Source organism: Streptomyces sp. HUAS ZL42, assembly GCF_040782645.1.
Taxonomy (GTDB): domain Bacteria; phylum Actinomycetota; class Actinomycetes; order Streptomycetales; family Streptomycetaceae; genus Streptomyces.
Genome location: NZ_CP160403.1, coordinates 1,578,232 through 1,593,610, shown reverse-complemented (window position 1 = coordinate 1,593,610; position 15,379 = coordinate 1,578,232). Strand labels below are relative to the sequence as shown.

Annotated in this window: 8 protein-coding genes; 1 reads left to right on the top strand and 7 read right to left on the bottom strand. The window is 72.1% G+C overall.

All coding sequences use genetic code 11. The features are described from left to right. Positions 1 to 27: 27 nt before the first annotated feature. The 4 genes from ABZO29_RS07460 to ABZO29_RS07445 all read right to left on the bottom strand — a co-directional run bounded on the left by ABZO29_RS07460 (position 28) and on the right by ABZO29_RS07445 (position 8,224). Positions 28 to 2,202 (bottom strand): bifunctional serine/threonine-protein kinase/ABC transporter substrate-binding protein, encoded by a 2,175-nt coding sequence (locus tag ABZO29_RS07460; protein WP_367319346.1) that lies wholly within the window; start codon positions 2,200 to 2,202, stop codon positions 28 to 30. A gap of 10 nt (positions 2,203 to 2,212) precedes the next feature. Continuing rightward, on the bottom strand, positions 2,213 to 4,456 hold the full coding sequence (locus tag ABZO29_RS07455; protein WP_367319345.1) for a bifunctional serine/threonine-protein kinase/ABC transporter substrate-binding protein: 2,244 nt from the start codon (positions 4,454 to 4,456) through the stop codon (positions 2,213 to 2,215). Further along, entirely contained in the window at positions 4,456 to 5,274 is an 819-nt protein-coding gene (locus ABZO29_RS07450) for a hypothetical protein (RefSeq protein ID WP_367319344.1), read from the bottom strand. The genes ABZO29_RS07455 and ABZO29_RS07450 overlap by 1 nt, the downstream gene beginning before the upstream one ends. 88 nt (positions 5,275 to 5,362) lie before the next feature. Next, complete coding sequence (locus ABZO29_RS07445; RefSeq protein WP_367319343.1) at positions 5,363 to 8,224, bottom strand: AAA family ATPase; 2,862 nt, start codon at positions 8,222 to 8,224, stop codon at positions 5,363 to 5,365. A gap of 414 nt (positions 8,225 to 8,638) precedes the next feature. Here ABZO29_RS07445 and ABZO29_RS07440 point away from each other — a divergent pair, with 414 nt between their 5' ends. Next, a complete protein-coding gene (locus tag ABZO29_RS07440; protein WP_367319342.1) occupies positions 8,639 to 10,255 on the top strand; it encodes a serine/threonine-protein kinase in 1,617 nt (538 codons plus the stop codon). Positions 10,256 to 10,309: 54 nt separating this feature from the next. Here the strand turns inward: ABZO29_RS07440 and ABZO29_RS07435 are convergent, their stop codons facing one another. From ABZO29_RS07435 to icmF, 3 genes are all read right to left on the bottom strand, one after another. Beyond that, positions 10,310 to 10,783: a hypothetical protein gene (locus tag ABZO29_RS07435; protein WP_367319341.1), complete on the bottom strand. Its 474-nt coding sequence runs from the start codon at positions 10,781 to 10,783 to the stop codon at positions 10,310 to 10,312. Positions 10,784 to 11,163: 380 nt separating this feature from the next. Beyond that, positions 11,164 to 12,024: a 3-hydroxybutyryl-CoA dehydrogenase gene (locus tag ABZO29_RS07430; RefSeq protein WP_367319340.1), complete on the bottom strand. Its 861-nt coding sequence runs from the start codon at positions 12,022 to 12,024 to the stop codon at positions 11,164 to 11,166. Between the two features lie 46 nt (positions 12,025 to 12,070). Next, positions 12,071 to 15,325: a fused isobutyryl-CoA mutase/GTPase IcmF gene (gene icmF / locus ABZO29_RS07425; protein WP_367319339.1), complete on the bottom strand. Its 3,255-nt coding sequence runs from the start codon at positions 15,323 to 15,325 to the stop codon at positions 12,071 to 12,073. Between the last annotated feature and the right edge of the window lie 54 nt (positions 15,326 to 15,379).

Genomic DNA, 15,379 nt, shown 5'->3' with positions numbered 1-15,379 from the left:
CTCGCCCCTCCGTGGGGCGCGTGGCGTTCAGGCGGTGGCGTCCTGGTACTGGCCGAGATACCGGAAACGGCCGGCCGACGCCCGGAACAGGTGCAGGCCGTCCATGGTGTAGCCGGTGCCGGACGCCGTGTAGTGCAGCCGCTTGGTGATCCCCCGGTAGTCGGTCTCGCGCAGCCGGCCCACGATCGCACCCCGTTCCGCGCGGGACGCGCCGAGCGCGGTCATGGCCCGGGCCACGAACAGCGTCGCGTCGTAGGCCTCCGCGGAATACCAGGGCGGGGCGGCGCCGGAGAAGCGTTTGCGGTAGGCGGTCACGAAGGACTTCGCGGCCGTCACGCGGGTCGGATCGAGGAAGGTGGTGGAGAAGACCCAGCCCTCGGCGGCGTCGCCCGCCGTGGTGAGGAAGCGCGGGTCCATGGCGCGCTGCGTGGCCAGCCGGGTACCGGAATAGCCGGCGGACCGCAGCGCAAGCGCCAGTTTCGCGGCGCGTGCGTACCCTCCGGCGAACACCACGGCGTCCGCTCCCGAATCGGTCACCCCTTCGGCGAGGGCACGGAAGTCGCCGGCCGTGTCGTCCTCGGCGGCGAGGGTGCGCCGGGTGGTGGAATGCGAGCCGGATCGCAGGGCCTCGCTGACGCGGGTGCAGATCTCCCAGCTGAAGTCGCCCTCCGCGGCGTCGTCGACCAGGACCGTCTCGCGTGCCCCGGCCGTGCGGACGAGATGGGCCACGATCGGAGCGGCCAGGGTGCCGTCCTGCGGGCGGGTGGCCGCGTACACCCGGGAGGAGAGGGCGGACTCGTCGCGCAGTCCGACCGACACGGACACCATCGGGAGCAGGGCCTGCACATAGGTGTCGAGGGCGGCCCTCGCGCAGGCGTCGGTGGTGGGCCCGATCACCGCCCTGACCCGGGTGTCGGCCGCCAGTTGCCGCGCGACCTGTTCCGCACGGGTCGTGCTGCCGGCGTCGTCGTGCACCTGGAGCGCCAGCTCGAAGCCGCGGCCGGCCCGTGAGTTGAGGTGATCGACGGCGAGCCGGACGCCGTTCTCCTGGGCGCGGCCCGTCGTACGCTCGCCGCCGCTCAGATCGGCGTGCAGGGCGATGACCAGCCGCGGAAGGCTGCCGCCACTGTCCTGTGCCGGAGTACGGCTGCGGCGATCCGCCGTCCACCAGGCCGCCGTTCCGCCAGCCGCCAGGACCCCGGCCGCCGAGCCCAGCACGAGGAAGCGGCGTCGCGTGGAGCCCCGGCCGGGGACCGGGTCGGCGCCGGCAGTCACGTCGGCCGCCGTCGCTCCGGTCACCTCGGTCGCCTCGACGTCCGGCAGGGCGAGGACGACGGCGGACCGGCGCGCGATCAGCCGGGTGAGGGATTCGGGCAACCAGGCATCGCTCTGAGCCCCGGCCCCGCTCAGGGTCCGCCGGATGTCGGCCACGACGGGCCGGGAACGGGGATCCTTCGCCAGGCAGGCGCGCAGCAGCGGCACCAGCGTGCCCGGCACGCCGTCCAGGTCCGGTTCGTCGCGGACGGTACGCACGAGCGCCTCGGCCGCGGATCCCCGGCCGAAGGGGCGTTCGGCCGTCGCCGCGTAAGCCAGCAGACAGCCGAGCGAGAAGACGTCACTGGCCGGGCCGATCTCCCTGCCCCGTCCCTGGGCCTGCTCGGGGGAGAGGAACCCGGGGGAGCCGACCACCATCCCGCTGGCGGTGAGCGCGGTGTCCTCCGGCATCCGCGCGATACCGAAGTCGATCATTCGCGGTCCGTCGACCGCGAGCAGCACATTGCCGGGCTTGACGTCCCGGTGCACCAGACCCGCCGCGTGCACGGCGTCCAGCGCCTCGGCGAGACGGGCTCCCAGGACCCGGACCGAGTCGTGCGGCAGCGGCCCGTACTCCTCCACGGCCTCCGCGAGGGAGGGGCCCGGCACGAACGCCGTGGCGAGCCACGGCGACTCCGCGTCCGGGTCCGCCTCCAGCAGCGGCACCACCCAGGGGCTCGTGACCCGGCCCGCCGTCTCCACCTCACGGCGGAAGCGGGCACGGAAACCCGGGTCGTCCGCGTGCGCGGCGCGGATGACCTTGAGCGCGGCGAGCGAACCGCCCGTGGAGCGGGCCAGGTACACCACACCCATGCCGCCCGCGCCGAGCCGGCGCAGCACCCGGTAGCCGGCGATCCTGGCCGGGTCGGAGCCGCGCAACGGCTCCATCAGCGCCCCATCAGGTGGACACCTGGAACGGCGCCACGCCCTGGTACGCGAACCGTCCGCCGGTGACCTTCCAGAGGTAGACCCCGCTGCCGTCGATGACCAGGGCTCCGGTCTTCTTGTCGAACGCGAAGTTCTTGGTGATCCCCTTGTACGTGGCCGAGCGCAGCGCCGTCGTCAGGTTCTGCCGGGTCGCGCGCCCGGCGGCCGGCTCGCTCAGACTCTGCGCGGTCAGCCGGGCCACGTCGTACGCCTCGACGGCGTACCGCTCCGGCTCGGCGTCGAACCGCTTGCGGTACGCGGCCGCGAACGCCTTGGCCTCGGGAGCGACGGAGCCGTCCATGACGGGGGCGACCACCACCCAGCCCTCGGCCGCGTCCCCGGCGGCGGACAGGAACCGGGTGTCCAGCACCCCCTGGGCGGCGGTGCGGGCCCCCGGGAAGCCGCGGTTCTTCAGCTCCCTGGCCAGCAGCGCGGCCCGCTCGTGGTAGCCGGCGAAGACCACGGAGTCCGCGCCGCCGTCGAGAAGGGCGTCGAGGGTCGGCCCGAAGTCGGTCCGCAAGGCGCTGACCACCTTCGGCACGGACGGCTGTCTGTCGTCCCTCAGGACCCGGCTGAGCGTGCTGCTGATCTCCCAGGCGTACGCGTCCGCCGCCCGGTCGTCGACGATCCCGATCGTGCGGGACTTCGCGGTGCCGCGCAGATACGCGCTGAGATGGAACGGCAGGATCGTGTCCGTCACCCGGGCGTGCAGGAGGGACCGGCTGCCCATGACCGCAAGCACGGTGGCTCCGGGGGAGACGGCGATGACGGGTAGCCACGCGGCGTCGTACGTCGCGAGCGCGGCCTGGGCGGTGGCGTCCGTGGTGGGACCGATCACGGCCAGAACCGAACGGTCGGCGACCAACTGCTTGGCCGCGGCGCGCGCCCGGTCCGGATCGCCGCCGTCGTCCACGGTCTTCACGGCGAGCGTGAACGTCCGGTCCGCACGGGCGTTGAACTCCTCGACCGCGAGCCGCAGACCCCGCTCCTGAGCCCGGCCGACCGCCTTCTGGTCACCGCTCAGGTCGGCGTGCAGCCCGATGGTGTGCACGGGTCCGGAGGCCGTCGGGGCCGTGCCGGAAGCGTTGCCCCCGCCGGCCCCGTCTCCTGAGAGCGCCGCCCAGGCGGCCAGGCCGCCCCCGGCCGTGACGACCGCCGCGCCACCGGCCAGCTGGAGGAAACGGCGTCTGCCGGCGGCACGCCCGCCCGGGGAGGCGGTCGTCGCCGCGCCGTCCGCCGTGCCGGAGTCGCCCGCCGTGGCGTCGACCTCGGTGTCGTCGATGCCGGGCAGCGCGAGCCCGGCGGCCGACCGCTCGGCGATCAGCCGGGTCAGCGGCTCGGGCAACCAGGCTTCGTCGTCGGGGACTTGGCCGTCCGGCCGCCGCAGGGCCTCACGTGGGTCGGGAGCGGAGGCCGCGGCCGCGAGGGCCTCCGACAGCGCCTCGGCCGTGGGCCGCAGCTGTGGATCCTTCTGAAGGCAGTCGCCCAGCACCTCGGCGAGCTCCTCCGGCGCACCCTCGAGATCCGGCGCGTCGTGCACCGCGCGGTACAGCAGGGCGTCGAGTGAGCCGGTGCCGAACGGAGGGCGGCCGGTGGCCGCGTAGGCCAGCACACAGCCCAGCGAGAAGATGTCGCCCGCCGGTCCCAAGTCCCGTCCGCCTCGGGCTTGTTCGGGCGCCAGGAAGCCGGGGGTGCCGACCACGACGCCGGTCGACGTGAGCGCGGTGTCCTCCGGATCGCGGGCCACCCCGAAGTCGATCAGCCGTGGTCCGTCGAGCGCGAGGAGCACATTGCCCGGCTTGACGTCCCGGTGCACGAGACCGACGGCGTGGAGGTCCCGCAGCGCCTCGGCGAGCCGCGCTCCCAGAAGGCGGAGGCTGCGTACGGGCAGCGGCCCGTGCGCGGCGACGGCCTCACCGAGCGAGGGCCCCGGCACGAAGGAGGTGGCCAGCCAGGGTTCCGCCGCCTCGGGGTCCGCGTCCACGAGGGACGCCACCCACGGGCTGGTCATCCGGCGGGCGGTGTCCGCCTCGCGCCGGAACCGCTCCCGGAAGTCGGCGTCCTCGGCGTACTCGGCCTGGATCACCTTCAGCGCGACCAGCGTTCCGCCCGCCGAGCGGGCCAGGTACACCACACCCATGCCGCCCGCGCCGAGCCGCCCGAGCAGCCGGTAACCCGCCAGCCTGGCCGGGTCCGAAGTACGCAGCGGATCCATCACTTCCCCTTCAGCCGCTGCTGAACGCGCGTCAGCATCTGAGCCAGGGCACTGGTGCCCAGTTGATCGAGTTCCTGCTGCGTGCGACCCTCCGCACCGGTCACGGAGACGGCCACGACGACCGTGCCGAGCCGGGCGACCATCCATCGGTACGGCTGGGAGTCGCCGTCCTTCTCGACGTAGTCCCCGGCCTCCAGCACGGAGTCATCGGCGTACTGCTGCTCGCGGGCGCCGAAGGGGGTGCCGAGCGACATCAGACCCGTGATGCGCTCGTCGGCCCGAGGCTGCTGTTCCGGGCAGCGCAGCACTTCCTCGAGGGTGGTGCTCAGCTGTTCGTCTGCGCTCAGGGCGGAGCCGTGCACCGTGGCCGCGGCCGTCACCTTGACGGCCCCCTTGCCGCCGCTCGCCGACAGCCGGCTGTAGTGGGACACGCTGCCCAGCACCCCGCGGGGAAGCTTCTCCCGTTGCCAGCGGCAGCTGCCGTCCAGCACGGCCCAGGTGCCCGGAGTGCTCCCGGCCGGCTTCTGTGCGACGAAGCCCCGGCCCCAGTCGCTCGGGGCGAGCACGACGGAGTCGGCCAGTCTCTGCCCGCTCTCCGGGGTCCTGGGGACGAGCGCCGCGTCCGGTGTGAACACGGAGGCGTCCGTCGATCCGACCGAAGGGGACGCCTCGGCTTCCTGCGAAGCGCCGCGCGAGGGCGACGCCGTCCGCCCGGAAGGCCCGCCCTCCGCGTCCTGCGCCGAACACCCGGCCAGCAGGCTCCCCGCCACCAGGACGGTCACCCAACTCCCCCGTACGCCTGAGGTGTTGCCTCTCACACAGTCCCCTCGACTCGCTCGCGTTGTCCGACTCCTCGAACGTAGACGGCCGCGGGGGAAGCAGCCTCAGTAGAAACCCGTAAGTGGGTTACGTAATCTTCCACGCGAGAGCGGCCAGAGCCGTGCGGGACGGTACCGACGCCTTGCGGTAGATCGAGGACAGGTGGGTTTCGACCGTACGGCGGCTGAGATGGAGCCGTGCGGCGATGTCCTGGTTGCTCAGACCCTCCGCCACCAGCGCCGCCACCTCCAGCTCCCGGGCGGTCAGTTCGGCCAGCTCGGCCGGAACATCCGGCGCCTCGGCCAGCACCTGAGGGCGGATCAACTCGGCCAGGTCCACCAGCAGTCGTGCGCCACCGCCGACGGCCAGCCGGTGGGCGCGGTGCCACATCGCGGCGGCGCGCGGCCCCTGCCCGGCACGCTGCACCAAGGGCGCCGCACGCAACAGGGAGTACGACTCCCACAGGGTCTGGCCGCAGTGGGCGTACTCCCGCGCGGCCGAGTCGAGGAGTCGTGTGGCCTTGCCGAGGTCGCCCCGGTGCTCGGCCAGCGCGGCTTCGGCGCGCAGGGCGGCTGCCCGCTGCCCGCCCAGACCGAGCCGGTCGGCCTCGCGAGCCGCCTGGGCGGCCCAGCGTCCGGCCTGCTCGGCGTCTCCCGCGGCGAGAGCCACGACGGTGAGGGTGTCCAGCTGGCCCGGACGGATCGACGGCTGCAGCAGCGGCAGTTCAGGGCCACCGCCGGCCGTCAGGATGGCTTCCTGGGCGCGGTGCGGGTCGCCGCTGACGTACGTCGCGTGCCCGAGCATGCACCAGGCCAGGGCGGCCCACCAGCCCTTGCTCCCGCCGGCTGCCGCGACGGCCTCCTCACCGGTGGCCAGGGCCTCGGCGTTCCCCAGCGGACGGGCCAACAGCAGCGCCAGCGTCTTGATGGCGAGGGTGAAGGCCAGCAGGTCGCTGCTGCCGGCAGCCCGCGCGACGGACTCCGCCTCCTCGGCCGCCTCCAGCGCGGACGGCAGTCGGCCGGTGGTGAGGTGGACGAAGGCCCGGCTCGTCAGCAGATGCGGCAGGACATGGACCTGTCCGCTCCGGCGGACGATGTCGAGTCCCCGGGTGATGTGCCGTTCGGCGTCGCCGTAGCGCTCCAGCAGCGTCTCCGCCCAGGCCAGCCAGACCAGCGACTCGCACAGTTCCGTGAGGTCGGGATCCGTCAGCGCGTCCGCGAGCGAGCGCGCGGCGTCGGCGAACCGGAGGGCCGCTGCCGTCTCGCCCTCGTACGCCTCTCCCAGCGCCGCCAGGGCCAGAGCCGCCGCCTCACCCGTCGGGTCGTCGTCGCAGCGCGCGACGGCGACCGCCTCCGCGACGTCCGCACGTGCCTGCGGATAGCACGCGGTCAGCAGGGCCGACATGCCGAGCGCGAGCCGCAGGGAGACCGTCTGACGGGGGGACGGGCCGGGACGGCGGGACAGCTCCCTGCGCAGCAGGGCGGTGGCCTCGGGGGAGTGGCCGAGGTGCCGCTCCATCACGGCACACTGGGCGACGGCCTCCGCCCGCAGCTCGGGATGGTCCCTGCCCGACGCCTCGATCAGGCTGTGCAACAGGTCGCGGCTCTCCCGGAGATTCCCGCTGACGCCGAGGGCACGGGCGCGTGCCAGGACGAGTTCGGCGCGCCGCCTGACGTGATCGGGGGTGTGCGGCAGGTGGGCGAGGACGACGTCCAGCAGGTGGGCGGCGGTGGCCGGCGCGGTCGACGCGAACCGCGCCGCGGCCTCGCTCAACACGGCCGCGGCCTCGGGATCCCAGCCGGTCAGCGCCCGTTCGACATGGTGGGCCCGCTCGGTGGCGGGAAAGCCGCGGCGGGCCAGTTCCCGCGCGGCGCGGCGATGGACCTCGGCACGCCGCCCCGGCGCGGCGTTCTCGTAGACCAGCGCCCTGACCAGCGGGTGGCGCAGTGCCCACCGGCCACCCGGCCCGGCACGCAGCACGTCCCGGGCCACCAGGGCGCCGGTCGCGTCCTCCACGTCCTGGACCGGGAGCCCGGTCGTGACGGCCAGCATGGCGGTCCCGGCGTGGTCGCCGAGCACCGCCACCGCTTCGACGATCCGGAGCTGCCGTTCGCTCAGCGCGGTCAACTCGTCCAGCAGCAGCGCCGCGAGTCCGCCGGGGACACCCGCCGTGTCGATGGCGTCGGCGTGGCCGGTGATGCCGGGCAGCGGCGCCCCGTTGCGGTACGCGTGCAACAGGGAGAGCAGATAGAGGGGGTTGCCGTCGCTGGCGGCGTACAGCCGCCTGGCCCTGTCCTCGGGAAGGTCGCAGGCCAGCCCACTGATGGCCTCCTGCTCCGGGAGCGGCTCCAGTGCGAGGTGGAGCACGGCCCCGCTGTCGGCGCCGCGTGTCAGCGCCGCGGTCAGGGACGTCGGTGTCTGCCGGGCCCGACGGGCCAGGACCAGAAGGACCCGGCCGCGTACGGGGTGGCGGACCAGGTGGTCCACGAGTTCCCGTGACGCGGGATCCGCCCAGTGCAGATCGTCGATGGCCAGCACCAGACCGCGCTCGCCCAGACGTGAGAGGAGCGCGGCGATCGCACGGTGCCGGCCGAAGCGGGCGGCGGCGCCTGAGCCGGACGCGTCGCCCGGCGCATGCCGGATGCCGTGCAGCACCGAGACCGCTTCGGCCAGTGCGGGATCGGCGTCCGGTGTGCCGGGATCGGCGTCGGCGAACGCGTCGGTGAACGCCTGGAAGGGGAGGTGCTGTTCGTACTCCGTGGCCAGACCCCGCAGCACGGTGAACCCGGCCCGCCCGGCCCGGGCGCACGCCTCGGCGAGCAACCGGCTCTTCCCGATGCCGGGTTCACCGGCGATGTCGACGACCGCGGGGGCGGAGGAACGCCCCAGGCCGGCGAACAGGGCGTCGAGCTGTGCGAGTTCCGCTGATCTGCCCACCAGTCGTGCCACGCTCGTGTCCCCCCACCGGCGACCCTGCCCGCCCCCGTCGATCTCCGTCCCACGGCCAACCCTAAGGTCAGGGGCATACGGGGCGAGCAGTGGCGCACGGCCGGCCGCCGGGAAGTGGCGGTTGCCACAAGTGGCGCACGGCCGGCCGCCGCGAGTCCTGGCTCTGCCGAGGACGGCCGAGGCGCGGCTCATCCGCCCGCGATCACCGTTGTCGGCCATCACCGCCGTCACCACACCTCGGCCGACGTCGCTCGATCGCGGCGTGATCCACCCGTGACGCCCCCAGGCGCAACCTGTGATGTTGTAATGAGCGTCGGGCTGTAGTGCCACGCTGAGCCGAGCACAACTGTCCGCAGCACTCGGCGCGGGGTAGTGCGGGCACTCGGGCGAGGGAAACAGGGGGACGAAACGATCATGGAGAACTTGCGGCCCGGCGATCCCACGCAGGTCGGGGACTACCGGTTGCTCCGACGGCTCGGGGCCGGGGGCATGGGGCAGGTGTTCCTCGGGCGCTCGCAGCGGGGGCGCACGGTCGCCGTGAAGCTGGTCCATGCGCAGTTGGCGTACGACGCGGAGTTCCGCCGCCGGTTCCGCGCGGAGGTGGCCGCGGCGCGGCGGGTGGGCGGGGAGTGGACGGCCCCGGTCCTGGACGCCGACACCGAGGCGGACACGCCCTGGGTTGCCACCGGGTACGTCGCCGGCCCGACGCTGCACCGGGCGGTGACCGAGATCTACGGGCCGCTGCCGGAGCAGTCGGTGTGGCACCTGGCCTCCGGTCTGGCGCGTGCGCTGCAGAGCATCCACGGCTGCGGGCTGGTGCACCGGGACCTCAAGCCGTCGAACGTCATGCTGACGGTCAACGGACCCCGGGTGATCGACTTCGGTGTCGCCCGCGCGGCGGACGCCAGCGTGCTGACCCGCACCGGCGCGATGGTCGGCTCTCCGGGGTACATGTCGCCCGAGCAGATCCTCGGCAGCGAGATCACCGGGCTGAGCGACGTGTTCAGCCTCGGCCTGGTGCTGGTGTTCGCCGCCACGGGCCGACAGGCATTCGGTGGCCCGGACAGCGGCGCCCACGCGATCATGCTGCGGGTGACCGAGGACGAGCCGGACCTCGAGGGGATGCCCGAGCCGCTGGCCGAGCTCGTGGGGCGGTGCCTCGCCAAGCAGCCCGAGAACCGAATTCCGCTGTCCGAGATCGTGGCGACGGCTGAGGCGGCCACGGCGGATGCCACCTCGGACGCGTGGCTTCCGGGCGCCCTGACAGCGGAGCTCGGCCGGCACGCCTCCAGCCTCCTCGACCTCGAGGAGGCGCCGCCGCCGACCCAGGTCGACAACCCGGCCGCGGGCCGTGGCGGGGACAACGTGCACGCCCTGCCGACCATGCAGGGCGGGCGCGTCCCGCCTCCTCCGCCGGGCACTCCGACGCCGGTACCGATGCCCCCGGTACCCACGCCGGCACCCATGCCGTCGATGCCGACACCACGGACCACAATGGCCACGCCGCCGATGCCGCCGGTACCGGGCGGCTTCCGGCCAGGCGGCCGCCGCAGAAGCCGGGTGGGCCCCGTGCTGCTCACTCTGGCCGCCGTCGTCGTGCTCGCCATCGTCCTGGCCGTGACGCTTCCCGGCCTCCAAGAGAAGGAGAACTCGGCCAACTCGGGGGCGTCCGGGGCGGCTTCCTCCACGAAGTCTCCGAAGGCGTCCCCTGCCGCCTACGAGGGCAAGTGGACCGGCAACGTGCGCGAGCCGGACAGCGATCTCTACTCGATCAAGGTGGACTACACGGGCGGGAAGCTCGGTGACCAGGTGGCCACGGTCGACTACCCGTCGCTGGCGTGCAGCGGCCGATGGATCCTCACCCTGGACACCGGGTATTCGGTACAGGTCCGTGAGGAGATCACCAAGGAGAGCAGCCCGTTGAACTGCGTCGACGAAGTCGACATCGTCCTGACCCCCTCGGGCGACGGCAGTCTGCGCTACAAGGTGACGAGTGCGGGGGACACCGCAACGCTGCAGCGCAGCAAGTGACCGACAGAGCCTCCGGGTTCCGGTCCGACTCACCCGGCTCGACGGGCGGGCACATCAGTCCGGCAGCGGCAGTGGAGAAAGCTGCTGGTACTCGGACCGGCCCCGGTTGAGCACAGAGATCGTCGCGGCGGTCAACCATGGCACGGTCGGCCCGGCCAGCCGCATCGGCTCCCACTGCTGGTAGTCGGTGAACAACGCCCACTGTTCGAGCACGGGCAGAAAGCTGATGATCTCGTGGTGCCGAAGCGTCACCCAACGGTTCTCGGCCGCGACGTGCAGCAACATACGACGGTCGGTGAGTATCGCGCGGCAGGGGGAGAAGTCTCGCCACTGCGCCTGAGCCATCGCCTGCGCCCGGTTGCGGGCGCTGTTGTTGGCGAGCGCGTCCCCGACCAGCCCGGCGGCGACGAACATCGGTGACCCGAAGTAGAAGCCCGAGCGCTGGTTGTAGGTCACATTCGTGCCATAGAAGCGCGCGTAGTCCGCCGATACGTCGCCGTATGCGGTCTCCCCCGCTTCGAGCAGCACGCCTGGAGTGGCGATCGGGGCCAACTCTCCTCCGCTGCGCAGGTGTCGGTGGAGCGAACACGCCGCCTCCCAGCCCTGCTGGTGAAGGGCGTGCAGGTGATCGTCAGCTGAATTCCGATGTGGCACTGCCCCTGGCCCCCCACTGCGACACGGAACGGTGGATCTCCGTTCGCCCCCATAGTGCCAGGTGAGGAGGGATCGGGGCGCGAGTATGGCGTGCGGAACGCAGGACCTTTACATCCGCGCGGCCGCGCGCGCCCTTTCTGTCGCGACGCCGTACGCGATCGCATCGTCCTGACGGTTCGTCAGCAAACGGTCGGCATGTGTCGCAGCCGAGTCTCCGCTTGCCGACCGCCCCGCCCGCGACCGGAAGCCCTTGTTCAGGTGTCGTACGTGTGGAAACCGCGGCCGCTCTTGCGACCGAGGTGACCGGCGGCGACCATACGGCGCAGGAGGGCGGGGGGCGCGTACAGCGGCTCCTTGAACTCCTCGTACAACGACTCCGCCACGGCCTGGGCGGTGTCGAGGCCGATGAGGTCGAGCAGGCGCAAGGGCCCCATGGGGTGGGCGCATCCGAGCTCCATGCCCCGATCGATGTCTTCCGGCTGCGCGGAGCCCGACTCCACCATCCGTACCGCGCCGAGAAGGTAGGGCACCAGGAGGGCGTTGACGACGAAGCCGGAGCGGTCGGGGGCCTGGATGGCCTGTTTGCCCAGCTGCTCGGCCAAGGCGCGGGTGCGCTGCACGGTGTCCGTGCTGGTGACGAGAGCGGGTATGAGTTCGACCAATTGCTGCACGGGCACAGGGTTGAAGAAGTGCATGCCGATGACCCGCGCGGGCCGCTCGGTGACCACGGCGAGATCGACGACGGGGATCGAGGAGGTGTTGGTGGCCAGGACTGCCGCAGGGTCCTCGACTGCCTTGTCCAGGGTGCGCAGGACATCGGCCTTGATGTCGCGGTTCTCGGCGACGGCCTCGATGACGAACTGACGGTCGGCCATGTCGCTGAGGTCACGGGTGAAGGCAAGCCTGGCGAGGGCCTGGTCTCGCTGCTCCTCGCTGAGCTTGCCGCGCCGTACGCCTCGGTCCAGGGAGGTGGTGAGTCGGCGGCGGCCCGCCTCGAGCCCGTCCGGCGTGGCCTCGGCCACACGGACGTCGATGCCGCTGCGGGCGGCGACTTCGGCGATGCCGGAGCCCATGAGGCCGCATCCGACGACGCCGAGCCGGGTGACGGGATCCATCTGAGGTCCTCTCTGAGGGTCGCTGCGTGTGGTGTGCGGGGCTGGGTCAGACGTTGCGGCGGTACTGGCCGCCGACCTCGAAGAAGGCCTCGGTGATCTGCTGAAGCGAGCAGACGCGGGCGGCGTCCATGAGGACGGCGAAGACGTTGTCCCCGCTGACCGCCGCCTCCTTGAGGGCCGCCAGGGCGGCGTGGGCGCGTTCCTGGTGGCGGGCCTGGAAGTCCCGGACCCGCTCCAGCTGGGACTGCTTCTCGTCCTCGGTGGCGCGGGCGAGTTCGAGGACGGCGGGTTCGGCGGTGTCGGCGTGCGGGTCGCGGAAGGTGTTGACACCGATGAGGGGCAGGGTGCCGTCGTGCTTGCGCCGCTCGTAGAGCATCGACTCGTCCTGGATGCGGCCGCGTTGGTAGCCGGTCTCCATGGCGCCGAGCACACCACCGCGTTCGCTGATCCGCTCGAACTCGGTGAGGACGGCCGCCTCCACCAGATCGGTGAGCTCGTCGATGATGAACGAGCCCTGGAGGGGGTTCTCGTTCATCGCCAGGCCCCACTCACGGTTGATGATCAGCTGGATGCCCAGGGCCCGCCGCACGGACTCCTCGGTGGGGGTGGTCACAGCCTCGTCGTAGGCGTTGGTGTGCAGGCTGTTGCAGTTGTCGTAGATCGCGATGAGCGCCTGGAGCGTGGTGCGGATGTCGTTGAAGTCCATCTCCTGCGCGTGCAGGGACCGGCCCGAGGTCTGGACGTGGTACTTCAGCTTCTGTGAGCGGTCGTTCGCGCCGTACTTCTCCTTCATCGCCACCGCCCAGATCCGGCGGGCGACCCGGCCGAGGACCGAGTACTCGGGGTCCATGCCGTTGGAGAAGAAGAACGACAGGTTGGGGGCGAAGTCGTCGATGTGCATGCCCCGGGCGAGGTAGGCCTCGACATAGGTGAAGCCGTTGGCGAGGGTGAAGGCGAGCTGGCTGATGGGGTTCGCGCCGGCCTCGGCGATGTGGTAGCCGGAGATGGACACCGAGTAGAAGTTGCGGACCTGGTGGGCGATGAACCACTCCTGGATGTCCGCCATCATCCGCAGGCTGAACTCGGTGGAGAACAGGCAGGTGTTCTGACCCTGGTCCTCCTTGAGGATGTCGGCCTGCACGGTGCCGCGCACATGCGCCAGCGCGTGGGCACGCAGCTCCGCCGCCTCCTCGGGCGAGGGTGCGCGCCCCTCGACGACGCGGAACTTCTCGGTCTGCTGGTCGATCGCGGTGTGGAGGAAGAACGCCAGGATGGTCGGCGCGGGTCCGTTGATGGTCATGGAGACCGAGGTCGTCGGCGCGACGAGGTCGAAGCCGTCGTAGAGCGCCTTCATGTCCTCCAAGGTGGCCACCGAGACACCGGAGGTGCCGACCTTGCCGTAGATGTCGGGGCGTTCGTCGGGGTCGCGGCCGTAGAGGGTGACGGAGTCGAAGGCGGTGGACAGCCGGGTGGCCGGCTGGCCCTCGGAGAGCATCTTGAAGCGGCGGTTGGTGCGGAACGGGTCGCCCTCGCCGGCGAACATCCGTGCCGGGTCCTCGCCGTCGCGCTTGAAGGGGAACACCCCGGCCGTGAAGGGGAAGTGGCCGGGCAGGTTCTCGGCACGCCAGAAGCGCACCAGTTCGCCGTGGTCGGTGAAGCGGGGCAGGGCGACTCGGGGGATCTTGTTGCCGGACAGGGACTCGCGGGTGAGCTTGGTGCGGATCTCCCGGTCTCGGATCTTCACGACCTGCTCGTCGCCGGAGTAGGAGGCGATGACAGCGGGCCAGTTGTCGATCTGTTCCCTGACGTCGAGCGGGAGCCGCTCGTGGGCGTCCTCGAGCAGCGCCTGAACGTTCCCGGCTTCGGAGCCCGCCTCGACGAGCTCGCCCCTGACCGTCTCCAGGCGCTGCACCCGCCGGGCCGCCTCGGCCAGCCGCCCGGTCTCCGCGTGGTACGTACGGACGGTGTCGGTGATCTCGGCGAGGTAGCGCACCCGGTCCGCGGGAACCACCTGCCGGATGCCTGAGGAGTGGCGCACGCCGACCGGTATCAGCGCGCCCTCGGACAGCGGCAGCCCCTTCTCGGCCAGGTCGGTCCGCAGGTGCTGATAGAGCGCGGTGACGCCGTCGTCGTTGAAGGTCGCCGCCGAGGTGCCGTACACCGGCATGTCCTCGGGCCGCATGTCGAACGCCTCGCGGTTGCGGACCAGTTGGCGGCCCACGTCGCGCAGCGCGTCCTTGGCGCCGCGCCGCTCGAACTTGTTGATCGCCACGACATCGGCGAAGTCGAGCATGTCGATCTTCTCGAGCTGCGAGGCGGCGCCGAACTCGGGCGTCATCACGTACAGCGAGGTGTCGGCGAACGGCACGATCGCCGCGTCGCCCTGGCCGATGCCCGGCGTCTCGACGATCACCAGGTCGAACCCGGCGGCCTTCACGACGTCGATCACATCGGACAGGTGCCGGGGCAGCTCATTGCTGCCGCGGGTGGCCAGGCTCCGGAAGAACACCCGGTCCCCGTCCAGGGAGTTCATCCGGATCCGGTCACCGAGCAGGGCGCCGCCGCCACGGCGGCGCGTCGGGTCGACCGCGATCACCGCGATCCGCTGGGGGCACCTCCCAGCGGTAGCTGGGGGATTGTCCTGCTGGTCGACACGGAATCGGCGCACGAGTTCGTCGGTCAGCGAGGACTTGCCCGAGCCGCCGGTGCCGGTGATGCCGAGCACCGGTACGACCCGGGCCGCGGCGGCACGCAGCCGCTCCAGGAAGCCCGTGGGCAGCTTGCCGAGTTCGGCGCCGGTGATGGCGCGGGCGATCGCGAACCGGTCACCGGCGAGCACGGCGGCCGCATCGGTCGGCCTGCAGTCCCAGAGGTCGAAGTCGCAGTCGCGCACCACCGAGTTGACCATCCCGGCGAGCCCCATCCGCTGCCCGTCCTCCGGGGAGAAGATGGTCACCCCGCTCCCGCGCAACCTGGCGATCTCGTCGGGCACGATGACGCCGCCCCCGCCACCCACCACCCGGATGTGCTCCGCTCCCTGCCGACGCAGCGACTCGACCAGGTACTCGAAGTACTCCACGTGCCCGCCCTGGTAGGACGAGACCGCCACACCGTGTGCGTCCTCCTCCAGTGCCGCGTCCACGACCTCCCGCACCGACCGGTTGTGTCCGAGGTGGATCACCTCGGCGCCCTGGGCCTGGAAGATGCGCCGCATGATGTTGATCGAGGCGTCATGCCCGTCGAACAGAGCTGAAGCGGTGACCAGGCGGACGGGGTGCACGGGTCGATGCAGATCGCTCATGAGGGCCTTCCCGGGCAGGGCGGGGTGGTGCAGGACGAAGAGATACTAGGACGT